Source organism: Burkholderia catarinensis (assembly GCF_001883705.2).
Taxonomy (GTDB): Bacteria; Pseudomonadota; Gammaproteobacteria; order Burkholderiales; family Burkholderiaceae; genus Burkholderia; species Burkholderia catarinensis.
This window is the reverse complement of record NZ_MDEQ02000030.1, coordinates 52,578-78,252: the sequence shown is the minus strand read 5'-3', so window position 1 is coordinate 78,252 and position 25,675 is coordinate 52,578. Positions and strand designations below refer to the sequence as shown.

26 protein-coding genes, 1 tRNA gene and 1 pseudogene are annotated in these 25,675 nt (G+C 63.7%); 13 read left to right on the top strand and 15 right to left on the bottom strand.

Annotation, left to right across the window (positions count from 1 at the left end):
• Positions 1-97 precede the first annotated feature (97 nt).
• From BFF94_RS32370 to BFF94_RS32355, 4 genes are all read right to left on the bottom strand, one after another.
• Positions 98-172, bottom strand: a tRNA-Gly gene (locus BFF94_RS32370).
• A 152-nt stretch (positions 173-324) separates the two neighbouring features.
• Complete coding sequence (locus BFF94_RS32365; protein WP_201260452.1) at positions 325-2,187, bottom strand: P-loop ATPase, Sll1717 family; 1,863 nt, start codon at positions 2,185-2,187, stop codon at positions 325-327.
• Positions 2,188-2,815: 628 nt separating this feature from the next.
• Positions 2,816-4,477, bottom strand: coding sequence for an ATP-binding protein (locus BFF94_RS32360; protein ID WP_128849075.1), 1,662 nt, complete (start codon positions 4,475-4,477; stop codon positions 2,816-2,818).
• Between the two features lie 8 nt (positions 4,478-4,485).
• Positions 4,486-4,998, bottom strand: coding sequence for a HEPN domain-containing protein (locus BFF94_RS32355; RefSeq protein WP_128849077.1), 513 nt, complete (start codon positions 4,996-4,998; stop codon positions 4,486-4,488).
• 713 nt (positions 4,999-5,711) lie between these two features.
• Between BFF94_RS32355 and BFF94_RS32350 the strand changes: the two genes are divergently transcribed.
• Positions 5,712-6,056 carry a cupin domain-containing protein gene (locus BFF94_RS32350; RefSeq protein WP_128849080.1) on the top strand — a complete coding sequence of 115 codons (345 nt, stop codon included), beginning with the start codon at positions 5,712-5,714 and terminating at the stop codon, positions 6,054-6,056.
• A gap of 88 nt (positions 6,057-6,144) precedes the next feature.
• Here the strand turns inward: BFF94_RS32350 and BFF94_RS32345 are convergent, their stop codons facing one another.
• Positions 6,145-6,429 (bottom strand): hypothetical protein, encoded by a 285-nt coding sequence (locus tag BFF94_RS32345; RefSeq protein WP_219140255.1) that lies wholly within the window; start codon positions 6,427-6,429, stop codon positions 6,145-6,147.
• A 470-nt stretch (positions 6,430-6,899) separates the two neighbouring features.
• On the opposite strand from BFF94_RS32345, the gene BFF94_RS32340 reads away from it, so the two are divergent.
• The 3 genes from BFF94_RS32340 to BFF94_RS32330 all read left to right on the top strand — a co-directional run bounded on the left by BFF94_RS32340 (position 6,900) and on the right by BFF94_RS32330 (position 9,888).
• Positions 6,900-7,973 (top strand): Imm71 family immunity protein, encoded by a 1,074-nt coding sequence (locus BFF94_RS32340; RefSeq protein WP_246637464.1) that lies wholly within the window; start codon positions 6,900-6,902, stop codon positions 7,971-7,973.
• Between the two features lie 169 nt (positions 7,974-8,142).
• Positions 8,143-8,607, top strand: coding sequence for a two pore domain potassium channel family protein (locus BFF94_RS32335; RefSeq protein WP_128849088.1), 465 nt, complete (start codon positions 8,143-8,145; stop codon positions 8,605-8,607).
• Positions 8,608-8,721: 114 nt separating this feature from the next.
• A complete protein-coding gene (locus BFF94_RS32330) occupies positions 8,722-9,888 on the top strand; it encodes an enolase C-terminal domain-like protein (protein WP_128849091.1) in 1,167 nt (388 codons plus the stop codon).
• A gap of 247 nt (positions 9,889-10,135) precedes the next feature.
• On the opposite strand, the pseudogene BFF94_RS38240 reads toward BFF94_RS32330, so the two are convergent.
• The 3 genes and pseudogenes from BFF94_RS38240 to BFF94_RS32315 form a co-directional block, all read right to left on the bottom strand.
• Positions 10,136-10,507, bottom strand: a pseudogene (locus BFF94_RS38240) (LysE/ArgO family amino acid transporter); the annotation flags it as partial.
• A 107-nt stretch (positions 10,508-10,614) separates the two neighbouring features.
• Positions 10,615-10,956 carry a DMT family transporter gene (locus BFF94_RS32320; protein ID WP_128849093.1) on the bottom strand — a complete coding sequence of 114 codons (342 nt, stop codon included), beginning with the start codon at positions 10,954-10,956 and terminating at the stop codon, positions 10,615-10,617.
• 123 nt (positions 10,957-11,079) lie between these two features.
• Positions 11,080-12,009: a LysR substrate-binding domain-containing protein gene (locus BFF94_RS32315; protein WP_128849096.1), complete on the bottom strand. Its 930-nt coding sequence runs from the start codon at positions 12,007-12,009 to the stop codon at positions 11,080-11,082.
• Positions 12,010-12,179: 170 nt separating this feature from the next.
• On the opposite strand from BFF94_RS32315, the gene BFF94_RS32310 reads away from it, so the two are divergent.
• The 3 genes from BFF94_RS32310 to scpB all read left to right on the top strand — a co-directional run bounded on the left by BFF94_RS32310 (position 12,180) and on the right by scpB (position 15,593).
• On the top strand, positions 12,180-13,502 hold the full coding sequence (locus BFF94_RS32310) for an MFS transporter (protein WP_219140254.1): 1,323 nt from the start codon (positions 12,180-12,182) through the stop codon (positions 13,500-13,502).
• Between the two features lie 61 nt (positions 13,503-13,563).
• Positions 13,564-14,787 (top strand): CaiB/BaiF CoA transferase family protein, encoded by a 1,224-nt coding sequence (locus BFF94_RS32305; RefSeq protein ID WP_219140253.1) that lies wholly within the window; start codon positions 13,564-13,566, stop codon positions 14,785-14,787.
• On the top strand, positions 14,784-15,593 hold the full coding sequence (gene scpB, locus BFF94_RS32300) for a methylmalonyl-CoA decarboxylase (protein WP_128849102.1): 810 nt from the start codon (positions 14,784-14,786) through the stop codon (positions 15,591-15,593). Before BFF94_RS32305 ends, scpB begins: the two co-directional genes overlap by 4 nt.
• A 25-nt stretch (positions 15,594-15,618) precedes the next feature.
• Here scpB and BFF94_RS32295 read toward each other — a convergent pair whose 3' ends face one another.
• The 3 genes from BFF94_RS32295 to BFF94_RS32285 form a co-directional block, all read right to left on the bottom strand.
• A complete protein-coding gene (locus BFF94_RS32295; protein WP_128849105.1) occupies positions 15,619-16,161 on the bottom strand; it encodes a chromate transporter in 543 nt (180 codons plus the stop codon).
• Entirely contained in the window at positions 16,158-16,763 is a 606-nt protein-coding gene (locus BFF94_RS32290) for a chromate transporter (protein ID WP_128849107.1), read from the bottom strand. The genes BFF94_RS32295 and BFF94_RS32290 overlap by 4 nt, the downstream gene beginning before the upstream one ends.
• Positions 16,764-16,893: 130 nt before the next feature.
• Positions 16,894-17,649: a DeoR/GlpR family DNA-binding transcription regulator gene (locus BFF94_RS32285; protein WP_219140252.1), complete on the bottom strand. Its 756-nt coding sequence runs from the start codon at positions 17,647-17,649 to the stop codon at positions 16,894-16,896.
• Between the two features lie 81 nt (positions 17,650-17,730).
• Between BFF94_RS32285 and BFF94_RS32280 the strand changes: the two genes are divergently transcribed.
• The 5 genes from BFF94_RS32280 to BFF94_RS32260 all read left to right on the top strand — a co-directional run bounded on the left by BFF94_RS32280 (position 17,731) and on the right by BFF94_RS32260 (position 20,706).
• On the top strand, positions 17,731-18,330 hold the full coding sequence (locus BFF94_RS32280; protein ID WP_128849110.1) for an NUDIX domain-containing protein: 600 nt from the start codon (positions 17,731-17,733) through the stop codon (positions 18,328-18,330).
• Positions 18,327-18,707, top strand: coding sequence for a TIR domain-containing protein (locus tag BFF94_RS32275; protein WP_128849113.1), 381 nt, complete (start codon positions 18,327-18,329; stop codon positions 18,705-18,707). Before BFF94_RS32280 ends, BFF94_RS32275 begins: the two co-directional genes overlap by 4 nt.
• A gap of 180 nt (positions 18,708-18,887) precedes the next feature.
• Positions 18,888-19,754 (top strand): SIR2 family NAD-dependent protein deacylase, encoded by an 867-nt coding sequence (locus BFF94_RS32270; RefSeq protein WP_128849115.1) that lies wholly within the window; start codon positions 18,888-18,890, stop codon positions 19,752-19,754.
• A 191-nt stretch (positions 19,755-19,945) separates the two neighbouring features.
• Entirely contained in the window at positions 19,946-20,332 is a 387-nt protein-coding gene (gene crcB, locus BFF94_RS32265) for a fluoride efflux transporter CrcB (protein WP_128849118.1), read from the top strand.
• 23 nt (positions 20,333-20,355) lie between these two features.
• Positions 20,356-20,706, top strand: a complete 351-nt coding sequence (locus tag BFF94_RS32260) for a DUF190 domain-containing protein (RefSeq protein ID WP_128849121.1) — start codon at positions 20,356-20,358, stop codon at positions 20,704-20,706.
• Between the two features lie 9 nt (positions 20,707-20,715).
• Here BFF94_RS32260 and BFF94_RS32255 read toward each other — a convergent pair whose 3' ends face one another.
• Positions 20,716-21,279 (bottom strand): YggT family protein, encoded by a 564-nt coding sequence (locus BFF94_RS32255; protein ID WP_128849124.1) that lies wholly within the window; start codon positions 21,277-21,279, stop codon positions 20,716-20,718.
• Between the two features lie 75 nt (positions 21,280-21,354).
• Positions 21,355-22,284 carry a Rossmann-like and DUF2520 domain-containing protein gene (locus BFF94_RS32250; protein ID WP_219140251.1) on the bottom strand — a complete coding sequence of 310 codons (930 nt, stop codon included), beginning with the start codon at positions 22,282-22,284 and terminating at the stop codon, positions 21,355-21,357.
• Between the two features lie 513 nt (positions 22,285-22,797).
• On the opposite strand from BFF94_RS32250, the gene BFF94_RS32245 reads away from it, so the two are divergent.
• The gene (locus BFF94_RS32245; protein ID WP_128843741.1) at positions 22,798-23,109 is read left to right on the top strand and encodes a hypothetical protein; all 312 of its coding nucleotides are present in this window, start codon (positions 22,798-22,800) and stop codon (positions 23,107-23,109) included.
• A 117-nt stretch (positions 23,110-23,226) separates the two neighbouring features.
• Here the strand turns inward: BFF94_RS32245 and BFF94_RS32240 are convergent, their stop codons facing one another.
• Together BFF94_RS32240 and BFF94_RS32235 are read right to left on the bottom strand one after the other, a co-directional pair.
• Positions 23,227-23,895, bottom strand: a complete 669-nt coding sequence (locus BFF94_RS32240; RefSeq protein WP_128843742.1) for a LysE family translocator — start codon at positions 23,893-23,895, stop codon at positions 23,227-23,229.
• A gap of 58 nt (positions 23,896-23,953) precedes the next feature.
• Positions 23,954-25,510, bottom strand: coding sequence for a UbiD family decarboxylase (locus BFF94_RS32235; RefSeq protein WP_128843743.1), 1,557 nt, complete (start codon positions 25,508-25,510; stop codon positions 23,954-23,956).
• Positions 25,511-25,675 lie beyond the last annotated feature (165 nt).

The following is a 25,675-nucleotide window of genomic DNA, read 5'->3' as shown; positions in this document are numbered from 1 at the left end:
CCGTTGCGCAGCAGTGCGCCGGGTGAACCGGCACATGGTACAAAAAAGCCGCCTTCGACGAGGCGGCTCATGCGCAGGCTGTCATGCAGCCGGAAAGTGGAGCGGGCGATGGGAATCGAACCCACGTCATCAGCTTGGGAAGCTGAGGTAATGGCCATTATACGACGCCCGCAGAACGAGTGATTGTACAGGGGGTTGGGTGGGGATGGCAACCGGGTCGTTTCGGGCGGTGGCAGCGAAACTGGCATTGCTCGGTGGTGGAGCGGTGGCCTCGCGCTGGGGGCAGCAATTCACCGCTCCTGTTGCTGAAGAATCTACTTGCGGTTAAACATTCGGCTTGGTCGATGCTCGCTTCGACGAGCGGCCTTTCCACGCCCGACGACGTTGAGACGGAGCTTCGCCGGCAACTTTACTTGCGCTGGTGAAATTTTCCCCTGCTTTCACATTTGCGTTCCCTGGCGCGCCATTGAGGCGTTCTCCTCTGATCTGAGGCTGCTTTATGCCAAGTGCTGCTTTGGCGTTGCTGGTATTTGTATTATGAGTTCGTCCCTTCCGTTTCCTGTTGTATTTCTGTCGCTTCTCCGAATCAGTAGGGTTGTGTGATCGCGTTCTTTTTCCAATGTCCAGTGCTTTCGCTACACCTGGATTGATTATTAGTGTGCCAGTTGTTTTTATTTTTGGAGAGAGGTTGTTGAGGGATCTTTCTCGATATGACCAATGGAAGAAGCGATCCGAGTCTTGTAGGGAATTTTCTTTGTAGCCAATTAAATTTACATCGTAAAAAAATTGGAGAAGTGCTTCGGGATCTCGCAGATAATCTCGATTTCCAATGCTCTCGCCTTCCGCCCATGCGGAGAAGTGCTTGAATGCTGTTGAAAATGTGTTTAGATCGAAATTTGATCGTCCATTGAGGTATTGAAAGAATTTTATATAAATGGAAAAATCATTTTGATGCATGTAAAAGGCTGCATAATTTCTTATCTCCCCCAATAGATAATCGGAGTATTCTCGAGTAAAGTTGGGGTCTTGCATAATATCGACGGGAATGTGAAATAGCCCGCCTCCCGCTCTCTTCGATATCGTTATTTTTCTCGATATTCTCACGAAAGTTAATATGTCTCGTGGTTTTTGAAATGAATTCTTGAGAAGTTTTTTGAATGTCGAATCTTCTTTTCCGGCGACAAAATATTGATCGGCTGCGGTCACGGAGTCGATCTGGAAATTCTGTTGGCTGGAGAAAAATTTCCCAGATGCTTCGTAGAGGCGCGAAGTACGAAGCTCTTGCTCTGTGGTTGACCAATCAAGAAATACGGAATTGTCTTGTAATCTTGAGTTTGAATTGTAAAGATTTAATGCGTGGAATACATCGGGCCGTACCAGTAAGACAATTTTAATTCGACCCTTTGAATCGCGAATCGATCCAAAAAATTCATTGTTGAGTTGCCATGTGGCTTCTCCGAGGCCTTTAATGCAGGCAATGTAATCAGCGTATGGTACCGATTCCGGGCGGTAGTCGATTCCGTCGACGAATACGACGTGATGATGCTTGAGGGAGAGATCTGCAAGCGCAGATTTAAGTCTGCCCTCTACATCAAGTAAATGATGTTTTATTCTCTCGGTGGTGTCAGTCGATTTGTTCTTGTGTTCCCCCGAGAGTTTTGCAACCTTCTCTTTCCCAATTTCTGCGGAATAATTTCGCTCCTGAATCATTTCGAACGCAACTTCGACCTCTGGATTTAGCGCCTCTTTGTTGAACTTTTGTATTTCACGTTCGATCGTGCTGAATTTTCCAGTGATTCCGGCGAAAAATCCTTTTGATTTTGAGATTATGGCTTGGCAGGTCATGTTTAGGAGCAGGGGGCGCCAAATGTTTGCGTAATCGCTGTACGCTAGTTTCCCGCTCCTTTTTAGTTCTATGAAGCGCTTATACTGACTTTCGGTCATCGTGGTGAGTTTGCAGCGATGATGGTCCAGCTCGTTAGCTTCAAGGTACGCAGCATACGCTGTCTTCCCAGATCCTTTCTCTCCGATAAGAAAGTAGACGGATGGTTGAAGGCAATCTTGCAGATCTGTCGTGCGTAGGAAAATTTTATTAAAGAATTCCCGCTGTTTTCGTGTCTTGTAATTTACGGCATCATTGAATGGTTCTTGTAAATCTTGAAGTGGCTTCCATGCGCGCGTATTCATTTGGTCTCTCGTTAGCTACTGTGGTGTTCTGCTTATGGGAGGGAAATCTGCTGTTTTGGTTGGTGGTCAATTCTATCAAAATATCTCTTTTCGCTGCGCCTGATTTTGGGGTGCACTATTTGTGGTCCGATATTAGAGAGTAGAAATTCTGAGTCGAATGTTGGAGCGAAGATCGCAAATTTGCGGAGATTTGCCAGAAACTACAGGAATGCTTCCGTTCTTTCGCCGTCCGCTGTTTATCAGGGAGTGGCTACCGCAGTTTGCGAAGATCATGGACCCGGCCTCTCGCGGGCGGCTTCCACCGAGAAGCTGCTAATGTTTCTCGAAGACATTCCGGGGGGGGCAAGGTGGGCGAGGTGATATGAGACTAATCGAATCCGCTTGGATGGCGTACAGCGGACCGTTAAGGACGTCATGCGGAAGGGCATTATCGAGAGGTTTACCGCTGCGGTGCAGCTGACGAAGGCCGGTTAAACACCTACTACCAGATGATCAAGAACAAGCACGAGCCGATAAAGCGCGAGCGATGCTTGTTTATCCTGAAGTATGGGGAAAATACCCCCATACTAGTATTTGCCAACTTGAATGCTAGACACAATAACGTGTCTCCGTTTATTCGAGCCGCGAGTTAGATATCCGTGCCGGTCACATCGAGTTCGCCGATCGTTTCCAGCGGAAACATCGGCCCTTGCCGTAATAGGGCAACCAACCGGAGGACGGTATTTCCTAATTTCGGTGGTTCTGTGCTCCGAGTTTTTTTTAATACCATGTGCCCATGTTCGAAATCCAGAACGCGCAATCTTTGCTTTAGTCGTGATCCTGAGTATTGACTTAAATCTAATAAGTAAACTTCTGATCGTTGCCCCGCCTGATTGGGGTCGGATAGGCTTGCGTTGATCAGATGTAACATTCTAAGATCGGCCAGTGCCTGGAGAACGCGATATTCCGCGCCATGCATTTCTTTGTCGCGAAAATCCACTCGGAAAAATGTGATTTGCTTTTCTGTAAGCAAAAAAGTTCTTATCTTGTTTAGAGCATCTATTAGAACCGCGGACCTGCCTTCGACGGCAGCGGCGTCGTCTTCGAGTTCCTGTGATTTGGTTTGACCTGCGATCCCTGCCGCGTTATTCACGTCTTGGACGCCCACAGCGGACGCGTTGGTTCGTTGACGAGCGGTTTGAATAGATGCGGCGCATAAAGTCAGAAAATCTCGAGGAACACCGCCGGAGGCAAGCACTAAGCGCTCAAGCGCAGACGAACTCAAGACGTGACTTAGAGGAAGTGCGCTGCATTCCTCTACGTAACCGCGTAGTACATCAAGTAGGAACTTGCTGGCCCGCTCGGGGTGTTCTAGCGTGACGTCGAGATTGATAATTGTAGCGTCATGCCCGGTTTGTAAGCCGGTGGGTGGGTTCGGAATAAACCAGCGCGTTTGATGTTGAATGCCAGCAATCTTCAACCATACTGGATTATCTCTTGTTATTCCGTGAAGTAAGTCCAGTAATAATGGAACTTGAGGGACGGATAGATAATGGATGTCGTCAAGAAAAATATATGTTTGTAGATTGGTCTCTACGCTGAAGCGAGAAATCGCCTGTTGGATAAGCGGAACGAGACTCGATGCTTCATCAATGCTCAAGCTGTTGGAGTATAGTCGCTCCTCTATTTTGGCACGTACAGCCGTGATAAGTTGAATGCTTGCGGCTGTGCTTGTGCCGGCTTGGTATGCACCAATCGCGAGATCGCATAGCCGGGAAACTACGGTTAGAAAGGCCTTTCCTGCATCAAGACTTCTGAATGGATGCATGTTCACCCAAAGGGCGAGTGCGCCATTTTTTTCAAGTAGTCTTTTGGCCTCTAGCAAAAGGGAAGTCTTTCCCACTCCTCGTCTGCCGAAGATAAGCTGATGTCGCGAGGAAAGTGCGAGATTCAGACGTTCATCGACATCCTTAATAAATCGAAGACTCGGCTGTGTTTCGGATGTACGGGAACGAGCACTCAGTAGCTCCAAGAGGTCATTGACTCTAGCATCGTGAACGTTTTTGACGGAACCGCCAGTTGTCTTTTTTTGTGTCGTCTGAGAGGGAACTTGACGGATTGTGACGAAACCATTTTCTATGACGCCATCAAGCTTCTGAGCGAGAGTAAGGGCCCGCTCGTATTGCGATTCCACCTCGACAATAACAATCGTTTCCCCGGGAAAGCTACGAATGTGGATGGCAGCCGGTGCTATTCCGGCCGACGAAAATTCTCGCTCCACCAATTGTCGGACCGTCGTTTCAGTTTTCATGAATATCCTTACGACTTTGAGCGTATGTACGCGCGTGTAAGTGTGATCAGATTAGTAGCATCGGCAATCAAGCTTCGAGCCACGTCATCGAATTGATCATCTTTTTTAGGGTATGGGTCATAATCAGCGCGATTTCGCTCAAGTCGGGCGTTTTTTAGTCTGTTTTGCCATATCGCTTGACTCGGAAAATCTGTCGGTAGTTTCGATGGCAGAACCGTATGTTGTTCATGGTCGTCACCGCCGTGTGACAAGAAAGTTGCAGCTCGGAGCGCATGGTACATGGCATAGTAGGCCCGGCTGACAACAGTTCTCTTTAGACTTGAATCGGCTGCGTAAAGCCTTCTCGCGTCTTTAAGGAACAGGCTTGCTAGGCTTAGCCGATCTAGTGAGGCCTTGATGCGAAGGCCCCTCACATCGTACCCGGTGCGAGCAACGATGCTTGCACCAGCGGCTAAGTAATCAAGTCGCTCTTTAGGGGACTTGGATACAAACAGCAGGTCATCTGGACTTGCCTTGCGCATAGTCTATTGGGCGATTGTTATTTCAGAAGGTGGCGTGCCCCTATCGTGGGCTGACCACTGGTCCTTGATAGTATATCTTGGCCGTCCCGAGTCGAGTGTACCGGTCGATGGCCTATCGGCATGGTGGAAGTGTTTGATGGATTTGAGGGAGGGGAGCAGCCTTGTCGAGCCATGTCGATGAATCTTCGAGCAATTGCATGAGGTCTACACCTGGGATTTGGCGGCGGCCGTGAGGGCTGTAGATATTTTTCTATGTCAGCAGTTTTTGCCGAACGGCGTTGGCGAGAGAACTGACATCGTTGCGAAACTCGCATGAACAATAGTTCTTCGTGAGGCCGGGGGAAAACGTGACGTAAGGATGCGCATGAATGGTGGTTTTGATTAACGCGCTGGGGCTCGGAAAGCTGAGGTAACAGCCACTATACGATGCCTTCTTGAGGGTTTAGCCGAGAAGTTGCAAGCGAGGCGTTTTGGCCACGGTCCCCGAAACCGGCATGGCTTGGGGTGGGAGCGATGGCATCGCCGGGAATGGTCGTCAGGGATCGGCCAGAAGCGTTCCGTCGATGCAAGGCCGGACGGAACGCGCTGGCGGCGCGCCAGCAAGCGCGCCAGTGTCGAAAATAGACGAGTCGGCGTCGGAAGCATACAAGCCGCGATAACGCTTTCGAACTAACGTGACAGACCTCTTATCCGATCGTTTGTCTGGAGCTGACATGTCCGATTTCATCACCGTTCTGCGCGAAACCTGCCCGACTCCGGTCCTTGACGCGACCAAGTGGAAGCGCATCGGCGGCGATCCGCACACCGTGAACCTCAACGCTTACCTCTCCCGGGACGGCAGCAAGATCATGGGCACCTGGATCTGCACGCCGGGCAAGTTCGAAGTGAACTACGAGAAATGGGAGTACTGCCACTTCCTCGACGGCTACTGCATCATCACGCCGGAAGGCGAGGAGGCTGTGCACCTGAAAGCCGGCGACGTGTTCGTGATCGAACCGGGCATGAAAGGGACCTGGGAAGTGGTGGAGACGGTGCGCAAGTACTTCGTGTTCGCGTGAGCGGGCCCATCGATTCGACCCGCGCAAAAGCGCCGGTCGTTCCGACGAGTTGAAACGCACCCTTTCCCCATGCCGATGAACCGGTATTTCAGCCGGATGGCAAGCGGGGGACTTCAGCCCGACACCATTCGTTCCGATCCGGAAACTGCTCGCCGGGCGTGGTCGCACGCTCGACCGGTTCCGATATCCCGCCGCGATCCGGCCCGGGCGTCACCGTCCGGGCCGGATCGACACATTCACCGTCGCGCCGGTCCGAATGGCAGGCAGCGGCAACCCGCGCGTCGATCGCCACGATCTCGGCGCTGACGAACGAGAACGTCGTCATCAGCATCCTCGCGAATACCGCGCCGATCACGCCCGCGATCGACAGCATTGTGATATTGCTTCAGGCCTGTCGCGAGGCCCGTACGACTACCACCCATGTCATCCTCGAACATGCATTTGCTTGTGTCCGGACTGCTGCCGAATGGACTGCGCTTTCCAGGGGAGTGGGTGGGAATGGCAAGAGAGGGGATTCCGGGCAGTGGTGGCGAAACTGGCTTGGCTCGATGGTGGGGCGGTGGCGTCGCTGGCGGTGTCCGGTGAGCCACCCACCATTCACGGTATCTACCAATCGCAGCTCGGTGCACATCCTTTCAACGCGCCGTAGCGTTGGTGCCGAATTTCAACACTCCGACGGGCGCTTCAGACGCATTGGACTGACGTTAAGCTACCCAATCATGCAACTGCGCGAGCGCTGATGCTGGCGGAGCGTGAGCGATCGGCCAAGATCAGGCAGGAAGGCTACGCGCGGCGAGCAGTGGCCGATGTTGGCAAACAATCGACGGATGAACAGGACCCGTGATGTTGAATACTTTGACCACGACCCCTGAGCAGGAGCAGAACGCGCGGGCTAAGGCGTTTTATCTCCTAAAAAAATGGACGAGTTTCACGCTCCTGGAGCACGCGGTCGGACTATATCGGGATTTTCTCGGCGCGTATGCAAAGCAATTGGACACGCCGAGTCAAAATCAGGGGGAGCTTGAGGAGGCGTACACCCACGACTTCTTGGAAGCACTGGTGCAGATGGATATCGGTATTGATGCATTGCGCCGAGGTCTTGATAAGCGAGCGGCATACGACGCGCTGGTTATAGGAAGCCAGCAAGGTGGCGACCTTTTGTTCGGCCGAAGTGCACTTGAAATCGGCCGGAAATACGATCCGTTTTTTCATTCGCTGGGGCTGAAGGACACCAACTTCGCGGACCCCGTGTATGCCACTGGGTTCGCAGAGGGAGTGTGGATCGAAAGGTTGATTTGCTATGCGCTCAAGTGCACGGTTGGATTTGGTTTTACCGGGATGCTTGCATACGGAACACGTGCGGATGGAGGAACCCGTGTTTTTGAGCATTGGACCTATGAATCAATGTTTGAAGATGCACCACTTCCGGCGTGGCGGTATTGGCCACCCGGTCGCAGCTATCCCGCAGCGCTTCCTCCCTGTCCACCTAAGAACGAATCTGGGAACGGCGAGGTTTACAGCGATCAGGAGATTCCTGTCGAGGGTATCTGGGAGCCATGGTTTCCGGCCGGCAAGGTCGGCTGTCCGAGCTACTTCCTCAAAGGCAGTATTGCCCACAAGTACCTGTTGGAAGGTACCAACGACGAACATGTGGTGCGCTGGCGGCTGCTGTGGGAGGACAAGCGTTACCGGGATGGCAGCATTCCGGCGGAGGAGGAAACTTACTTCCCCAAGCCTGTCGCGCAACCCAAGCTACGGGTCTTGCCCGGAGAGCCTTGTCCGCGCGCCGGTTATTGGCAAAGCCCTGCTGTGAAAGATTCAGTTTATATCGAGGCCGGGGAACCAATGCCGGGACCTCAGCGCACATCGTGGGGGATGGTTATTTGGAATTATCGCGGTCCGAAGTCGGGCGATTGAATAGCCGTTGGCGTACGGACGAATATGGAGGAACGACGGTTGGGCTTCGCACAAGTGCTGCGGGTATCGCCAGCGCTCAAAGGTACTCGATACGAACATTGAATAACGGCGCTGCCCCGGTGTTAATCTTCCCCCGACCCACTACCGTCCCCGAACGAAAAGGCCCATCATGGAAAGCTGGACGATCGGTATCCTGCTCGGCATGGCCACGATCCTCGTGCACACCGCGGCGATGGTCGGTCTGGCGGTCGTCGCGCGCCGGCTTCGCGAAGCGCTCGATGTGCGCCGCGACGACATCCACGCACAGTTGCGCAAGGTGACGGGCATCATCGCGCTGATCTGCGTCGCGCTCGGGCTGCTGCATACGCTGGAAGCGATCGCCTGGGGCGCGACCTTTGTGCAGGTCGGCGCGATCGGCTCGTTCGGCGACGCGCTGTTCTTCTCGATCGATGCGATGGCGACGCGCGGCGCGTCGGGCATCGTGCCCGCCGCGAACTGGCGAATGCTCGGCGCGATCGAATCGTCGTGCGGCGTGCTGCTGTTCGGAATGTCGACCGCGTTCATCTTCGCCGTGATCCAGGCCGACTTCTCGGCGATCACGCAGAGGCTGCAGCGCGATCGTCCGCAGCGGTAACGCACGCCTGCAACCCGCCGCGCCAGCGCCTATGATGCAGCGGTCCGCCCACCGTTCCGGCCGCATTGCGCAGATCGTCCGCCCGCGCCGGTCGCCACCCTCGGAAATCCGGCCATGCGCATCACCGATATCCGCGAACAAGCGATTCCCGTCTCCCGCTATGCCGACCCGGCCATTCCGTCGGGCGGCCTGACGACGAGCGTCGTCGCGGTCGTCACCGATGTCGTGCGCGACGGCCGCCCCGTGACGGGCTACGGTTACGCATCGGTCGGCCGCTTCGCGCAGGGCGGCCTGATCCGCGAACGGTTCGCGCCGCGCCTGCTGGCCGCCGCCGACACGCTCGCCGACGAAGCCGGCACGAACCTCGATCCGTTGCGCGCATGGCACGCGATGATGGCCGGCGAAAAACCCGGCGGACACGGCGAACGATGCGTGGCGGTCGGCACGCTCGACATGGCGATCTGGGACGCCGCCGCGAAAGTCGCCGGCCTGCCGCTCCATCGTTTTCTCGCCGACCGGCTCGAACGCATTGCCGCACCGCGCGTGCGTGTGTACGCGGGCGGCGGCTACCGCCATCCGCATGACGATCTCGCGCGCCTGTCGGACGAGATGCGCCGCATCGCCGATCTCGGCTACACGCACGCGAAGATCAAGATCGGCGGCGCGGATCCCGACCAGGACAGGCGCCGCATCGAAGCCGCCGCCGCAAGGCTTGCGGACAGTTCGCATCTCGCGGTCGACGCGATGAACACGTACGACGCGACGACCGTCCACGCCGCCGCCGCGATGCTCGCGCCGTTCGATCTCTGGTGGTTCGAGGACGTCTGCGATCCGCTCGACTTGCCGCTTCAAGCGGACCTCGCCGCGCGATACGCGCCGCCGATCGCGGCCGGCGAAGCGCTGTTCTCGCTCGCGGAAGCGAAGCTGCTCGACCGCTACGGCGGCCTGCGCAACGACCGCGACGTGCTCGTGTTCGATCCGGTGCATTGCTACGGGCTGCCGGGCTACCTGCGGATCGTCGAACACTTCGTGTCGCGCGGCTGGCGGCGCGATGCGTTCTGGCCGCACGGCGGCCACCTGTTCTCGCTGCACGTCGTCGCGGCGCTCGGGCTCGGCGGTGCGGAAGTCAATCCGTTCGCATTCCATCCGTTCAGCGGACTCGCCGATGGCGAAAGCGTCGACGCGGGATACGCACGCGTGCCGCAGGCGCCGGGCATCGGTTTCGAGCTGCATGCCGGCGCGCACGATGCGTTTCGCGCGGTATCGGTAGCGGGCCGCTGACGCCTAAAGCGCGTCGATCGCGAAACGAACCGCGAAGCCGAGCATCATCACCGCGACGAAGAAATCGAGCACGCGCCACGCAAGCGTACGAGCGAACCACGCGCGGCATGCGCGTGCGCCATACGCGAGCATCAGGAACCACGCGAGCGAAGCGGTCATCGCACCGATCGCGAACGGTGCGCGTGTGGCTCACGATCACGGTGCCGAGCAGCAGCACGGTGTCGATCCACGCATACGGATTGAGCAGCGAGACGGCGGCGGTCGCAAGCACCGTGCGCGACAGCGTGGGTTCGCTGCCGGTGCGCGGACCATCGACGTGCTCGGGTTGTCGCCGCCGGATCGCCGAGCGCAGCGCGAGCAGGCCATAGCCGGTGAGATACGCGATGCCGGCCCACAGCGCGGCCGACACCACGCCGGGATGCCGCGACAGCAACGACGACAGCCCATGCGCGCCGAGCACGATCAGCAGCGCGTCGCTGCCTGCGCAGACAAGGGCGATGGAGAGCAGATGGGGGCTCGAGATCGAGCGCTTGATGACGAACGCGTCCTTGGGGCCAACCGACGTGAACAGGCCGGCGCCAAGCAGCAGGCCTTCGATGAAGGCAGAGGTGTCGAGCACGAGCGGGCCGACAACCTCTTAAGCTGAACCGGTGATGGTTACGTTGGAAGCAACGTTAAGGGGCGCCGGGGGCGCTGTCAATGCCCCGCCAGGCGCCTGCGCACCGGTCATCGCGCCGCCGCATCGCCGAGGTTGAGCGCGACGAGCGCGCAGATGGTCAGCGCGATGCCGGCAAGCTTCAGCGACGACACCGATTCGTCGAAGCAGACAATGCCGATCATGGCCGTGGCCGCCGTGCTGGCGGCGGCCCAACTCGCATACGCGAGGCCCATTTCGAGCCGCTTCGTGGCGAGCGCCATCAGCCAGACGGCGCATGCGTAGCAGACGACGGTGATCGCGGACGGCAGCGGGCGGGAAAAGCCGGCCGAGAACTTCAGGCCGACGGAGCCGAGCACTTCGGCGAGGACACTGATACCCAGCAGAAGCCAGGCAGACTGGAGCGGGGACACGAACGGCCTCCTTCCCCCGACGCTTATACCGAGCGGCGAGGAGAAGGGCAGGTGTCAGCGGTACCCGGTACGAAAGGAGCTTAGTACGTGAGGCGGCGCGGCACAAGGTACGCGCTGCGCAAGTCACGCGAGGCCGGCATTCCCGGCCGCCCATTCGGGCCGCCGTCCGAGCGTGTCGAACAGCAGGGCGATCTCGGCCTTCACCTTCTGCACCGCGTTGCTGACGAGCGCCGTATCGTGCCAGCACAGCGACAGGTCGCGCGCGAACAGCCGGTGCGCGACCGTCGACAGCTTGAGCTTGCGTTCCTCGATTTCGACATGGGCGGCCGTCCACGGCAGGATCGTCACGCCGAGCTGCGCCATCACGGCCGCGAACAGCAGCCCCGTCGAGCTCGCCTCGAAGCTGATCTCGTACGACAGCCCGGCCTCGCGCATCGCCCAGTCGACGCGGTTGCGGATCGTGTTCGGCGCGCTCGGCAGCACGAGCGGCATCCGTGCGATCGCGTCGAGCGGCACGGGGCCGTCGGGCACCGGAAACCCGGGCCATGTGATCAGGTACAGCGTTTCCGTCAGCAGCCGGTGAATCGCGATGCCGCGCGTGTCGACCGCGTCGACGACGATCGCGAGATCGAGCCGCGCGCGTTCGAGCAGCGTGTCGAGATCGGCGCTCGGCGCCTCGATCAGCTCCAGCATGATGCCCGGATAGCGGTCGCGCACCGCGCGGGCGAGTGGAATGGCCAGCACGCGCGCGGTGCTCGACGGCATGCCGACCGTCACGCGGCCCTGTGGCGTATCGGCGTCGCGGCGCAGCAGTTCGCGCGTGCCGTCGGCCTGGCGCAGCAGTTCGAGCGCATGCCGGTACAGCGTGCGGCCGGCGGCGGTCGGCGCGACGCCGCGCACGCTCCGTTCGAGCAGTTGCATCCCGAGATCCTGCTCGAGATTGCGCATCTGCTGGCTGACCGCCGGCTGCGCGACATGCAGCGCCTCGCTCGCATGCGTGACGTTGCCGCATTCGACGACCTTCACGAAATAGCGCAACTGTCTCAAGTCCATCGCCGCCGTCCCCCGATTCAAGCCATAAGCCAATCCGATCGAACAAGATGAATATCATATTTTTCTCCGATTGATGGGGTTTCTATACTCGTCTCACAAAAGAGCCAGCCTGCCGGCCATTCCGGACCGGACGCGGCAAAAGCGCCGGCACTGCCGGCAAGGAGACGAAGATGTTCAAGGCGATCGACGCGCCGGCGGCCGGCGCGAAGCCGCGGCGCACACCGCTCACGCGCGAGCAGGTCAAGGGCTTCTGGGCCGTGTACGCGGGCTGGGTGCTCGACGGCGTGGACTCGGTGATCTACGCGCTCGTGCTGATTCCCGCACTGACCGAGTTGCTGCCGGCGTCCGGCATCGCGGCGACGCCCGCGAATCTCGGGATGTACGGCTCGATCCTGTTCGCGCTGTTCCTGATCGGCTGGGGGCTGTCGTTCATCTGGGGGCCGCTCGCCGACCGCTTCGGCCGCGTGCGCACGCTCGCCGCGAGCATTCTGATCTATTCGGTGTTCACGGGCGCGGCCGCGTTCGTGCACGACGTATGGGCGCTGGCCGCGTGCCGGCTGATCGCCGGGATCGGCGTCGGCGGCGAGTGGGCGCTCGCGGGCACCTACGTCGCCGAGAGCTGGCCGGAAGACCGCCGCAAGATGGGGGCCGGCTACCTGCAGACGGGCTACTACTTCGGCTTCTTCATCGCGGCCTGCCTGAACTACACGATCGGCGCGACCTACGGGTGGCGCGCGATGTTCCTGTGCGGGCTCGCTCCCGCGCTGCTCGCGGTGTTCACCGTGATGCGCGTGAAGGAACCGGGGCAGTGGCGCCGGCACGACGCGCGCGACGGCGACGTGGCCGACGCGCGGCGTGCACATCCGCTGCGCGAGATCTTCGCGCCGGCGTTCCTGCGCCGCACGCTGACAAGCGCGAGCCTCGTCGGCGTCGCGATCGTCGGGCTGTGGGCCGGCTCCGTCTACGAGGCGAGCGCGGTCAGCACGCTGGCGGCACGCGCGGGCATCGATCACATCGGCGCATTGCGGCTCGCATCGGTCGGTGCGGCGATCCTGTCGTGCGCGACGATCGCCGGCTGCCTGGTCGCGCCGTGGCTCGCGGAACGGCTCGGCCGGCGTACCGCGCTCGGCGTGTATTTCGCGGGCATGGCCGGTGCGATCGTGTTCGCGTTCGGCTGGGCGTTCTACCAGCCGAACGGGCTCACGGCGTTCATGGTGTCGCTCGCGTTCCTCGGCTTCTTCGGCGGCAACTTCGCGATCTTCTCGCTGTGGCTGCCCGAGCAGTACCCGACGCGCGTGCGGGCGACCGCGTTCGCGTTCAATGCGTCGGTCGGCCGCTTCATCGGCGCGGGCGTGAACTTCCTGCTCGGCGCCGCGATTCACGGCTACGGTTCGCTCGGCGTGCCGGTCGCGTGGACCGCGGCCGTGTTCGTGCTCGGCATCCTGATCCTGCCGTTCGCGGTCGAAACGCGCCACCAGACGCTGCCCGAATGAGCGGCGCGCCGCGATTGTTCGGAAACACGCCACACCCAGTCATCAATATCAGGAGTCCGGAATGCAGGCATTAAAAGGAATCAGGGTCGTCGATCTGAGTCGCGCGCTGTCGGGGCCGTTCTGCTCGATGGTGCTCGCCGATCTCGGCGCCGACGTGATCAAGGTCGAGTCGGGGCCGAACGGCGACATGAGCCGTGCATGGGGGCCGTTCGATCGCGGCGTGAGCACGTACTACCTGTCCTGCAACCGCAACAAGCGCGGCATTTGCGTGGATTTCCGGCAGCCGGCCGGCCTCGACGTCGTGCACCGGCTGATCGGGCAGGCCGACGTCGTGATCGAGAATTTCAAGGCCGGCACGATGGACGCGATGGGGCTCGGCTACGCCGCGCTGAGCGCGCGCGATCCGCGGCTCGTGATGGGCAGCGTCACCGCGTTCGGCCCGCGCGGCCCGCTGCGCGACTGGCCGGGTTTCGACCAGATCGCGCAGGGCTATGCGGGGCTGATGAGCCTCACCGGCTTCCCGGACGGCGAACCGACCCGCACGGGCACCGCGATCGGCGATCTCAGCTCGGGGATGTGGGTCGCGACCGGCGTGATGGCCGCGCTGTTCGAGCGCGAGCGCACGGGGCGCGGCCAGCATGTCGGCACGTCGCTGCTCGAAAGCCTCGTCGCGCTGCTGAGCGTGCACGGGCAACGCTACCTGAGCCTTGGCGACGTGCCGCGCCGCACCGGCAATGCGCATGCGGTGATCGCGCCGTACGGCGTGTTCGAGACGGCCGACGGGCCGCTCAACCTCGCGCCGATCACGACCGACATGTGGCTGCGGCTGTGCCGGTTGCTGGACCTGCCCGAGCTGCCGAACGATCCGCGCTTCGCGACCAACGATGCGCGCGTCGAGCACCGCGACGCGCTGAAGGCGCTGCTCGAAAGCCGGCTGCGCACGCGCGGCAAGCGCGAATGGACGCAGCGGTTCGTCGAGGCCGGGCTGCCGGCCGGGCCGATCAATACGCTCGACGAAGTATTCGACGATCCGCAGCTCGCACACTGCGGGCTGGTCGAACCGGTTGCGCATCCGACGCTCGGCATGCTGCGTCAGGTCGTCACGCCGCTCGGCGGGATGGGTGACGACGTGCCGGCGCCGCGCACGCGCCATGCGCCGCCGCTGCTCGGCGAACATACGGTCGACGTGCTGCGCGAAGCGGGCTATGGCGAAGCCGCGATCGATGCGCTGCTGGCCGGGCGTGCGATTTTCCAGGCGGAAGCGATGGCGGAGGCCGTGCAATGACCGGCATGACGAAACCCGAAGGTGTGTCGAACGTGACGGTCGACATGATCGGCGAGCGGATCGCGCGCGTGCGGTTCGCGAATCCGGCGCGGCGGCATGCGCTCGACGCGCCGTTGCTCGAGGCACTCGTCGCGCGCCTCGATGCGTTGGCCGAACACCGTCCGCCGCCCGTCGTGATCCTGTCGAACGACGGCAGCGGCGATGTGTGGAGCGCGGGGCACGACCTGCGCGAACTGGCCGACGATCGCGATCCGCTCGCATACGGCAAGCCGCTCGAACGGGCGCTGCGGCGCGTGCGGACCTATCCGGGCGCGGTGATCGCGGCGGTGGCCGGGTCGGCGTGGGGCGGGGCGGTCGATCTCGTGATGAGCTGCGACCTCGTCGTCGCGGCGCGCGACGCGCGGTTCGCGATGACGCCGGCGAATATCGGCCTGCCGTATTCGACGAGCGGCCTGCTGCGCTTCTACGACAACCTGCCGATCCACGTGCTGAAGGAGATGTTCTTCTGCGCGCAGCCGCTCGACGCGGAGCGCGCCGCGCATCACGGGCTCGTGAACCGGCTGGCCGAAGCGGGCGGTGTCGACGATGCGGCGCTCGACGTCGCGCGCACGATTGCCGCGAAGGCACCGCTCGCGGTGCACGCCGTGAAGGAGCAGTTGCGCGTGCTGCAGGACGCGCGGCCGTTGCCGGCCGACGCGTTCGAACGGATTGCCGAGTTGCGCCGGCATGCGTGCGAAGGCGCGGATTTCGACGAAGGGCTGCATGCGTTTGCGGAGCGGCGCGCGCCGGTGTTTCGCGGCGTTTAGGCGTTTGGACTTATTGGCAACGTCGCTACGCGCCGCCGAGCGCGTGCACGCCGACGAGCAGCAGCGCGCCGATCGCGATCAACAGCAACGCATGAACGCGCGTGTAGATCACGCACAGCGTTGACGCAACCGCGGTCGCGCGCGCGGCCCAGCCGCCGTCGAGCGCCTGCAGCAGTACCCACACCGACGCGAGGATCATGCCGGCCGCGACCGGGCGCAGGCCGGCTTCGAGCGCGATCTGCCAGCGCGCGCCCTGGTGCCGCCGCCACAGATGCGCGACGCCATAGATCAGGAACGCGGTCGGGCCGAACAGCGCGAGCGTCGCGATCACCGCGCCCCAGAAGCCGGCCACCTGCCAGCCGATCAGCGTCGCCAGCAGCGAGCCGGGGCCCGGCGCCATCCGCGCGATCGCGAAGTCGTTCAAGAATTGCGTGGCGGTCATCCAGTGATGGACGTCGACGACCTGCCGCTGGATGTCCGCGATGATCGCCTGTCCGCCGCCGATCGTCGCGATCGACAGCGGTGCGAACACGCCGAACAGCGCGGCGTAGCGCGACGACGCGGTCATCGTGCGTCGCGCCCGGCCGCAGCCGCGCGGCGGTATTCGAGCCCGACGCTCAGCGCGCCGCCGATCAGCACGGTCCACACGAGCGGCCAGTGCAGCACCGCAACCGACACGAAGGTGAGCGTCATCACCGCGAACGGCAGCGCGCGGCGCGGCAGCCGGCGCACGGCGGTGATCGCCATCGAGATCGACAACCCGATCGCCGCGGCTGCCGCGCCGGCGAGCGCGACATGCGTGAGCGGAAAGCGCGTGAGGGCCGAGAACGCGACGCCGAACAGCACGATCAGCACGGCCGGCGGCGCGATGATGCCGGTGAAGCCGGCCACTGCGCCGCGCCATCCGGCAAGCCGGTAGCCGATCCAGATCGCGAGGTTCTTCACGTTGACGCCCGGCAACGCCTGCGACAGCGCGAGACCGTTGAGGAACGCCTCTTCGTCGAGCCAGCGCCGCTCGTGCACGAAGTCGCGCATCATCCGCCCGCTCAGCCCGCCGCCGAAGCTGGTCAGGCCGATCTGTGCGAACGCGACAAAGAGCGCGAGGATGTCGGGCGGCGGCGCATCGCTTGCCGGCGGTGCATGTGGAGTCGTGGCGGAGGGCGGGGGCATCGGGGGAGCGGCGCGTAGCGATCGGGCGGTTGCCCATGTTAGCAAGCGGCACCTGTCAGCACGCTGACATCGGGGCAGCGTCGTCGTGATGACAACCTGCAACCGATTCGACGAGCACGAACCGGCGCGGCTACGCGCGCACGACCGTCACGCCCGCCGCCTCGATCGGCTTCGTCAGTGCGGCGTCGGTTTCCTTCTCGACGACGACCGTATGCGCCAGCGTGATGTCGCCGATCACGAACTGCGATGCCGCGCGCAGCTTCGACTGCGATGCGAGCACGACCGTCTCGGCCGCGCGTTCGGCCAGCGCGCGCTTGATCGCCGCTTCCTCGAAATCGCCGGTGCTCAGCCCCGCGACCGGATGGACGCCCGTGACGCCCATGAAGTACAGGTCCGCATGGATGCGCGCGATGCCTTCCATCGCCGCCGCGCCGACCGCGACGATCGAATGCTTGTAGAGCCGCCCGCCGATCAGGATCACGTCGATCGACGGATGCGCGGCCAGCGCGACGGCGACACTCGGGCTGTGCGTGACGATCGTCGCGCGCAGGTCGGCCGGCAACTGGCTGACGAGCAGCGCCGACGTTGTGCCGCCGTCGACGATCGCCACTTGCCCGGGCGCGATCATCTGCGCGGCCCGCCGCGCGATGCGCCGTTTTTCCGCGGTTTCGAGGGTTTCGCGCTGCGCGAACGGCGCGACGGCCGGCGATGCCGGCAGCGCGCCGCCATGCACGCGCTGCAGCAGGCCTTCGGCCGCGAGTTCGCGCAGGTCGCGGCGCACCGTATCTTCGGATACGCCGAATTGCGCGCTCAGCTCGACGGCCAGCACCTGGCCGTCGCGCGCGAGTGCGTCGAGGATCGCTTTCTTGCGTTGTGTCGTCAGCATCGTGATTGCACGAAAATTCTTGAAATTGCACGAATATGCACGTTACCATGGGCGTCGTCTTTTGTCGAACGGGAGGCTGCAATGGCTGCAACGCGGGACCGTGTCCGCATCGTCGATACGACGGTGCTGTCCGATGACTGGTATGTGCTGAAGAAGGTGACGTTCGATTTCCTGCGCCGCGACGGAACGTGGCAACGCCTGAGCCGCGAGACCTACGATCGCGGCAACGGCGCGACGATCCTGTTGCGTCATGCCGGCACGGGCGATGTGCTGCTGACGCGGCAGTTCCGGATGCCGGCGTTCGTCAGCGGGCACGACGGCATGCTGCTCGAGGCGGCCGCCGGCCTGCTCGACGACGCGACGCCCGAAGCGCGCATCCGCGCGGAGGCCGAGGAGGAGACCGGCTATCGCGTGCGTGGCGTGCGCAAGGTGTTCGAGGCGTTCATGAGCCCGGGCTCGGTGACGGAGAAGCTGCATTTCTTCGTCGGCGAATACGATGCGTCGCTGCGCACCGGCGACGGCGGCGGCGTCGCGCAAGAGGGCGAGGATCTCGAAGTCGTCGAGATGCCGCTGCAGGCGGCGCTGGATGCGGTCGAGCGCGGCGAGATCGTCGATGCGAAGACGATCATGCTGCTGCAGTACGTCGCGCTGCGGGAAACCGCGGGCGCGCGCGCCGCATGACGCCGCTGCTCGTGCTGGTCGCCGGCCCCTATCGCAGCGGCACGGACGGCGACCCCGCGCGCATCGCCGCGAACCTGCACCGGCTGGAAGCGGCGGCGCTCGCCGTGTATCGCCGCGGGCATGTGCCGATGATCGGCGAGTGGGTGTCGCTGCCGCTCGCCGCCACGGCCGGGTCGCGGCAGGTCGGCGACGACATCAGCGAAGCGTTCCTGTACCCGGCCGCGCACCGGCTGCTGCGCCGCTGCGATGCGGTATGTCGGATCGACGGCGCGTCGCGCGGGGCCGATGCGGACGTCAGCCTCGCGCGGCGCCTCGGCAAGCCGGTCTATTTCGCGGTCGACGAGATTCCGGTCGCGCAGGACGATCCGGATAGCTGAGCAGACCGGGCGGTGTCGGGCCGCGGCATCGCCGGCGGTCCCCGCATCGGCCGGCGCTGCACCGCCGGCGGCCGGACGAGTGCGGCGTCGTGCCGTTGCATTGCACCTGCGGCGGGAGCCCGAACCGGCGTATGATCGCGACGCCACTTGCGTACCGCTCGACGCCACCGCCGCCCCATCATGCCGTTCTCCGATTCCGCCGATTCCTCCACCCCCGCTGTACAACTGCCCGCCGATCTCGTCGCTTCCGCCGTTGACGCGCTCGCGCGCGCCGACGCGTTGCTCGTGACGGCCGGCGCGGGCATCGGCGTCGATTCCGGGCTGCCCGATTTTCGCGGCACGGACGGCTTCTGGCGCGCGTATCCGGCGCTGCGCCACGAGCGTTTCGAATTCCACGAGATCGCGTCGCCGCACGCGTTCCGTGCGCGCGCGCAGCTCGCGTGGGGCTTCTACGGACACCGCCTCGCGCTCTACCGCGCGACGGTGCCGCATGCGGGCTTCGCGATCCTGCGCCGCTGGATCGACGCGATGCCGAACGGCGGCTTCGTGCTGACGAGCAACGTCGACGGCCAGTTCCAGAAAGCCGGCTTCGATCCGGCGCGGATCGTCGAGATCCACGGGTCGATTCATGCGATGCAGTGCCTGCGCCCCTGTTCGGACGACACGTGGGATGCGGCGCCGTTCGTGCCCGACGTCGACGAGGCCACGTGCCGGCTCATCGGCGAAATGCCGCGCTGCCCGCGCTGCGGCGGCCTCGCGCGGCCGAACATCCTGATGTTCGGCGACACCGGCTGGCTCGGTGCGCGCTACGACGCGCAGGAGCGCGCGCTGGAAGACTGGATCGCGCGGGCCGGGCGCGTCGCCGTGGTCGAGATCGGCGCGGGCACCGCGATTCCGACCGTGCGCCTGCTGAGCGAACGGCTCGGCGCCGACGTGATCCGCATCAATGCGCGCGAAGCGCATGCGCGCCGTGCGGACGCGATCGGGTTGAAGGGCGGTGCGCTGGCGACGCTGAGCGTGCTCGACGCAGCCTGGCGACGCGCGTGAACCTGCGGGCGGGCGCCACCCGAACGGGCGGACCTCATGCGGGCTGTCGCCGTTGCAGGTGCGTGGCGAATCCGCATACAGTTCAGCCTGTGCCGCCCGTGCACGCGCCGCGCGCGTTCGGGAACGGGCATTGTCCCGGGCAACCGGGGGCCGGCGGCTGAGTCCAGCCGCATCATCGACCGGGAGTGCCCTTGTTCTATTCGATCGTCGCGATCTTCGTCGGCGCCGGGCTCGGCGCGTTGCTGCGCTGGTTCCTGAGTCTCGCGCTCAACGCATTCTTTCCCGCGGTGCCGCTCGGCACGCTCGCCGCGAACCTGATCGGCGGCTACGTGATCGGCGTGGCCGCCGTCGTGTTCACGGCCCGCGTCGGGCTGCCGCCCGAGTGGCGGCTGTTCGTGATCACGGGCTTTCTTGGTGGCCTCACGACGTTCTCGACCTATTCGGTCGAAGTGATGACGCATGCGTTCGAGGGCGAATTCGGATGGGCGTTTGCGGTGGCTGCCCTACACTTGATTGGATCGTTCGCGCTGACGGCGCTCGGCATGTGGACCGCGCGCGCGTGGCTCGCGGCGGCCTGAGCATGCCGCCATCGGAGGGAGCGATGGACAGGATCTTCTTGCGCTTCTATGTGCACGAGCAGCACCGGCTGCACTGGAAGCCGCTATGGGAATGGCTGCTGGAGGAGGCGAACCGGATGGGCGTCGCGGGCGGTTCCGCGTTTCGCGCGATGGCCGGCTTCGGCCAGCATCGCGTGCTGCACGAGGACCGCTTCTTCGAACTGCAGGGTACGCTCGCGATCGAGGTCGAATTCATCGTCACCGAGGAAGAAGCGCAGCAACTGCTCGAGCGGCTGTCGCACGAGAAGGTGCGCGTGTGCTACGCGATGCTGCCGGCGCGCTTCGGCGTGATCGACACGCTCGGCGCACCGCCGGCGCAGGGGCCGGCGGCGTAGGGTACGGCGTCAGATGCCGAACATTGTCATCGACACGGCGGCGCGCGTGACGATCATCAGCAGCACCTGCACGATCACGAACAGCAGGATCGGCGACAGGTCGATGCCGCCGAGGTTCGGGATGATGCGGCGCAGCGGGTTCAGGAACGGCGCGGTGAGCTGGTAGAGGATCGGCATCGCCGCCGAGCGCGGGTTGAGCCACGACAGCAGCGCCATCAGGATCGTCATCCAGATCACGAGGTTGAGCGCCCACTTCACGACGGTGAGCAGCGCGACCACGACGAGCGTCGCGATCACCGAGGTCGGATCGAAGCCGGCCATCACGACCATCAGCACGACATAGACGAGCGCGGTGAGCAGCGCGGCGACGACGCTGGCCCAGTCGATGCCGCGCACGCCCGCGATCACGCGGCGCAGCGGCAGCACGAGCCAGTTGGTCGCCTGCAGCACGGCCTGCGTGACGGGGTTGTACGGCGGCACGCGGACGGCCTGCATCCAGACGCGCAGGATCAGCGCGGCGCCGAACAGCGTGAAGATGGTATTGAGCAGAAAACGGGCGATCTCGCCGAACATCGTTGGCATCCTTTTTATACAGTCGGTAGCGTGCGGCCGCCAACGCCGGATGGCGGCGCATCGGCCGACACCTTATCACGCCTCGTCGTGCGACGGGGAGGGGGGCGCGGGCGCGCGTGCGAGCGACGTTTCGACGGCTTCGGCGAGCGCCGGCAGCGACGCCGGCGGTGCGGTGCGCTGCGCCGCGAGCGCGACCGCGCGGCGCGTCATCAGCGCGTACAGCGTCGCGTGATCGCCGCCGCGCGCTTCGAGCAGCGCGAGCTGGCGTTCGACGATACCCGTATCGCCGCGCGACACGGGGCCGGCGAGCGCGTTCGCGAGCCCCTTGTCGCGTGCGGTCTCGATCGTGCCGGCCAGCATCGGCAGCAGTGCGCGCAGCGCGGCTTCCTCGTCGAAACCGAGGCCGCGCCACAGCTCGACCGCTTCCGACAGCCCGCACAGTGCGAAGCTCGCCGCGTAGTGCGCGGCCGCGTGATAGAGCATCCGTCCGCCGGCCGGAATCGACAACGGATGGCAGCCGAGTGCGGCAGCAAGTCGCATCAGCGTCGCATGCAATGCGCCGTCGGCTTCGATCGTGACCGAACAGCCGTCGATGCGGGCGAGGTCGGCATCGGTGCCGCCGAACAGGTAGAGCGGATGGAAGCCGCCGGTGGCCGCGCCTTGCCGTTTCGCCGGGTCGAGCAGCGCGACCGCCGAAGCGCCGCTGCAGTGGACGACGCCCTGCCGCGCGGCGCGCGATGCGTCGAAGCGCAGCGCCGCGGCGGCCGACGCGAGATGGTCGTCGGGCACCGTCAGGAAGATCAGGTCGGCGGCGTCGGCGACCTGCTGCGGCGTGTCGACCGCCTGGCAGCCGTCGATGCGCGCGGCGAGGATCGCGGCCGATTCAGGCGTGCGGCTCGCGATCGCGACGACGGGAAAGCCGGCCTGTGCGAAGCGCTGCGCGACACAGCGCGCGAGACGGCCGGCGCCGATGAAGCCGAGGCGGGGTATGTCGGGGAGAGACATGGCGGCGGACTAAGCGAAAACGGAGCAGCCGTCAGTATCGCAGGAATGACGGCGGAGTCGAGGAGGGTCGATTTCCGCGCAGACGCATGGACTGCTTACCGTTATATGGCGCAATCCATGCGCAGGGTGGCGCCCGGCGTCATGGTCGATTCAGGACCATGGAATCAGACCCTTGAATCCATCGCGCGCATGTCCGCTGGAAATGTCGGCATCTTGTTTCAAATTTGTAATCGTTCATTACGTCCGCGTGCCCGCTGCGCGTGCCGTATCCGGTAAGACTGACCGGCCATTGTGTTAGGACCCGACTCGTCGGACGGAATCGCGCGACCCGCAAGGGTCGCCGCCGACTCCGGAAGCCATGCTGCACGGCGGCTCCGGCCGCGTGCAATTGCAATTTGCAACAAATGCACGATACGTGAGGGGCGGGTTTTCGCTACATTGCTTCCATGCGACGTGCATGTCCGCCGTTGCCGACAGGAGCGCATAAAATACCGCTCCAGCAGGAGAATCGAAGTGAAAAAGCTCATTCCGTTCATCGCCGCCGCCGCGCTGGGCCTGGGTGCTGCAAGCGCCGCGCAGGCCCACGTGTCGATCGGGGTCGGCATCGGTATCCCGGTCGCACCCGCATACCCCGTCTATGCACCGCCGCCGCCCGTGTACTACGCGCCGCCGCCTCCGCCCGTCTATTACGCACCGGCGCCGGCCTACTATGCGCCGCCGCCCGCCGTGGTCGTCGGCGGCTACGGTGGCTATGGCGGCTACTACGGTCGTCCGTACTGGCGTCATGGCTACGGCGGCTGGGGTCATCACGGCTGGCGTCGCTGATTCGTCCCGCGCGGCCTGACCGCGCGTGGCAAAACGGCGCAACGTCCCGCGAGGGGCGCTGCGCCGTTTTTCATTGGGGCCGCTGCTTGACGCACGGCCGGTGCAGGTCGGCTGCGATTACACCGCGTGCACGATCAGGTCGCGGTAGCCGCCGACGATCACGCTGTACGAGAAATACGCGAACAGCAGCGCCGACGCGACGTGGCACGCGCGCATCAGCCCGGCGCCCGCACGCTTGCGGCCCTGGCTCGCGAGTGTGCACATGAAGAGCGTCCACGCGAGGCCGCCGAGGAAAAAGCCCGACAGGAACACCGATGCGGTGACCGGCGTGGTTGCGCCGGCTTTCGCGATCAGTGCGCCGCCGACCGCCGCGAACCACAGGATCGCGCTCGGCGACGACATCGCGAGCAGCATCCCGCGCAGGAAACTGCGTCGCGCGCTCGCACGCGGCGGCGGCGCATCGTCCGCGTCGTCGTCGGCCGACTTGGCCGGCACCAGCGCTTCGCGCGCCATCTTCCACGTGAGGAACAGCAGCACGGCGCCGCCCCCGATCCACACGATCCAGCGCACGGCCTCGAACTGCAGCAGCACGGCCATCCCCGCGAGCGCGAGTGCCGCGTAGACGAGATCGCCGACGCACGAGCCGACGCCGAGCCAGAAGCCCGGCCGGAAGCCGTGCGACAGCGTCAGCGACAGCATCGCGACGTTCACGAGGCCGATGTCGAGACACAGCGACAACGACAGAAAGAAACCGTCGGACAGCATCGAGGCGGGCGGAAAGCTCATCTTCTTTGTTCTTGCGGTGATTGCGATGCACGGGCCGGCGCGTGCCGGCCTGACAGCCTCAGAGCCCGATCTCCTGCCAGAGCCGGTCGACGCGCGCCTTCACGGCCGCATCCATCTCGATCGGGCGGCCCCATTCGCGGTTCGTCTCGCCGGGCCACTTGTTGGTCGCGTCGAGCCCCATCTTCGAACCGAGACCGGCGACCGGCGATGCGAAATCGAGATAGTCGATCGGCGTGCTGTCGACCATCACCGTGTCGCGCACGGGGTCGACGCGGGTCGTGATCGCCCAGATCACTTCCTTCCAGTCGCGGATGTTCACGTCCTCGTCGACGACCACGATGAACTTCGTATACATGAACTGCCGCAGGAAGCTCCACACGCCGAACATCACGCGCTTCGCGTGGCCCGCGTAGCTCTTCTTCATCTGGACGATGGCCATCCGGTAGCTGCAGCCTTCGGGCGGCAGGTAGAAGTCGGTGATCTCCGCGAACTGCTTCTGCAGCAGCGGCACGAACACCTCGTTGAGCGCGACGCCGAGCACCGCGGGCTCGTCGGGCGGTTTGCCCGTGTAGGTCGAGTGGTAGATCGCGTCGCGGCGCATCGTGATGCGCTCGACGGTGAACACCGGGAACCACTCCTGCTCGTTGTAATAGCCGGTGTGGTCGCCGTACGGGCCTTCGAGCGCATGCTCGTACGCGGCGGACGCGTTGCCGGCCGGGCGCGGCGGTGCGCCGGCCGGAGCGGGGGCAGGGGTGCCTTCCTGCGGATGGATGAAGCCTTCGAGCACGATCTCCGCGCGCGCGGGCACCTGCAGCGTGTCGACGCCGGGCGTCAGGCACTTCGCGAGCTCCGTGCGGCTGCCGCGCAGCAGGCCGGCGAACTGGTACTCGGACAGCGAATCGGGCACGGGCGTCACCGCGCCGAGCGTCGTGGCCGGATCGGCGCCGAGCACGACCGCGACCGGATACGGCTTGCCGGGGTTCTGCAGCGCGAATTCGCGGAAGTCGAGCGCGCCACCGCGATGCGCGAGCCAGCGCATGATCAGCTTGTTGCGGCCGATCAACTGCTGGCGGTAGATGCCGAGGTTCTGGCGCGACTTGTTCGGCCCGCGCGTGACCGTCAGGCCCCACGTGACCAGCGGCCCCGCATCGCCGGGCCAGCAGGTCTGGATCGGCAGCTTGTTCAGGTCGACGTCGGCGCCTTCCCAGACGATCTCCTGGCACGGCGGCGACGACACCGCCTTCGGCGCCATGTCCCACACGGCCTTCGCGAGCGACAGCAGCTTGCCGGCATCCTTCAGGCTCTTCGGCGGGTCGGGTTCCTTCAGCGCGGACAGCAGGCGCCCGAGATCGCGCAGCGAATCGAGCGCGGCGTCGTCGCCCGCATCGACGCCCATTCCGAGCGCGACGCGGCGCGGCGTGCCGAACAGGTTGCCGAGCACCGGGAAAGCATGGCCGGGCGGCGCGTTGAACAGCAGCGCGGGGCCGCCGGCGCGCAGCACGCGGTCGCACAGCTCGGTCATTTCGAGTACGGGCGACACGGGTTGCGTGACGCGCCGCAGTTCGCCGAGCGCCTCGAGGCGCTGGATGAAATCGCGTAAGTCTCTGTATTTCATGAAGAAGGTCCGGGCCACCCGCAGGGCGGGCAGCGGTGGGCGGGCGCAGCGGCCGGCTGCGGCCCCGAATCGACCGACGATTTTACCCGGGCCGCCGCCCGCCCGCCCGGCAGAGAAAAAAGTCGACCGCGCGCAAACGCCCTACGGCAGGGGGCTTCCGATCTG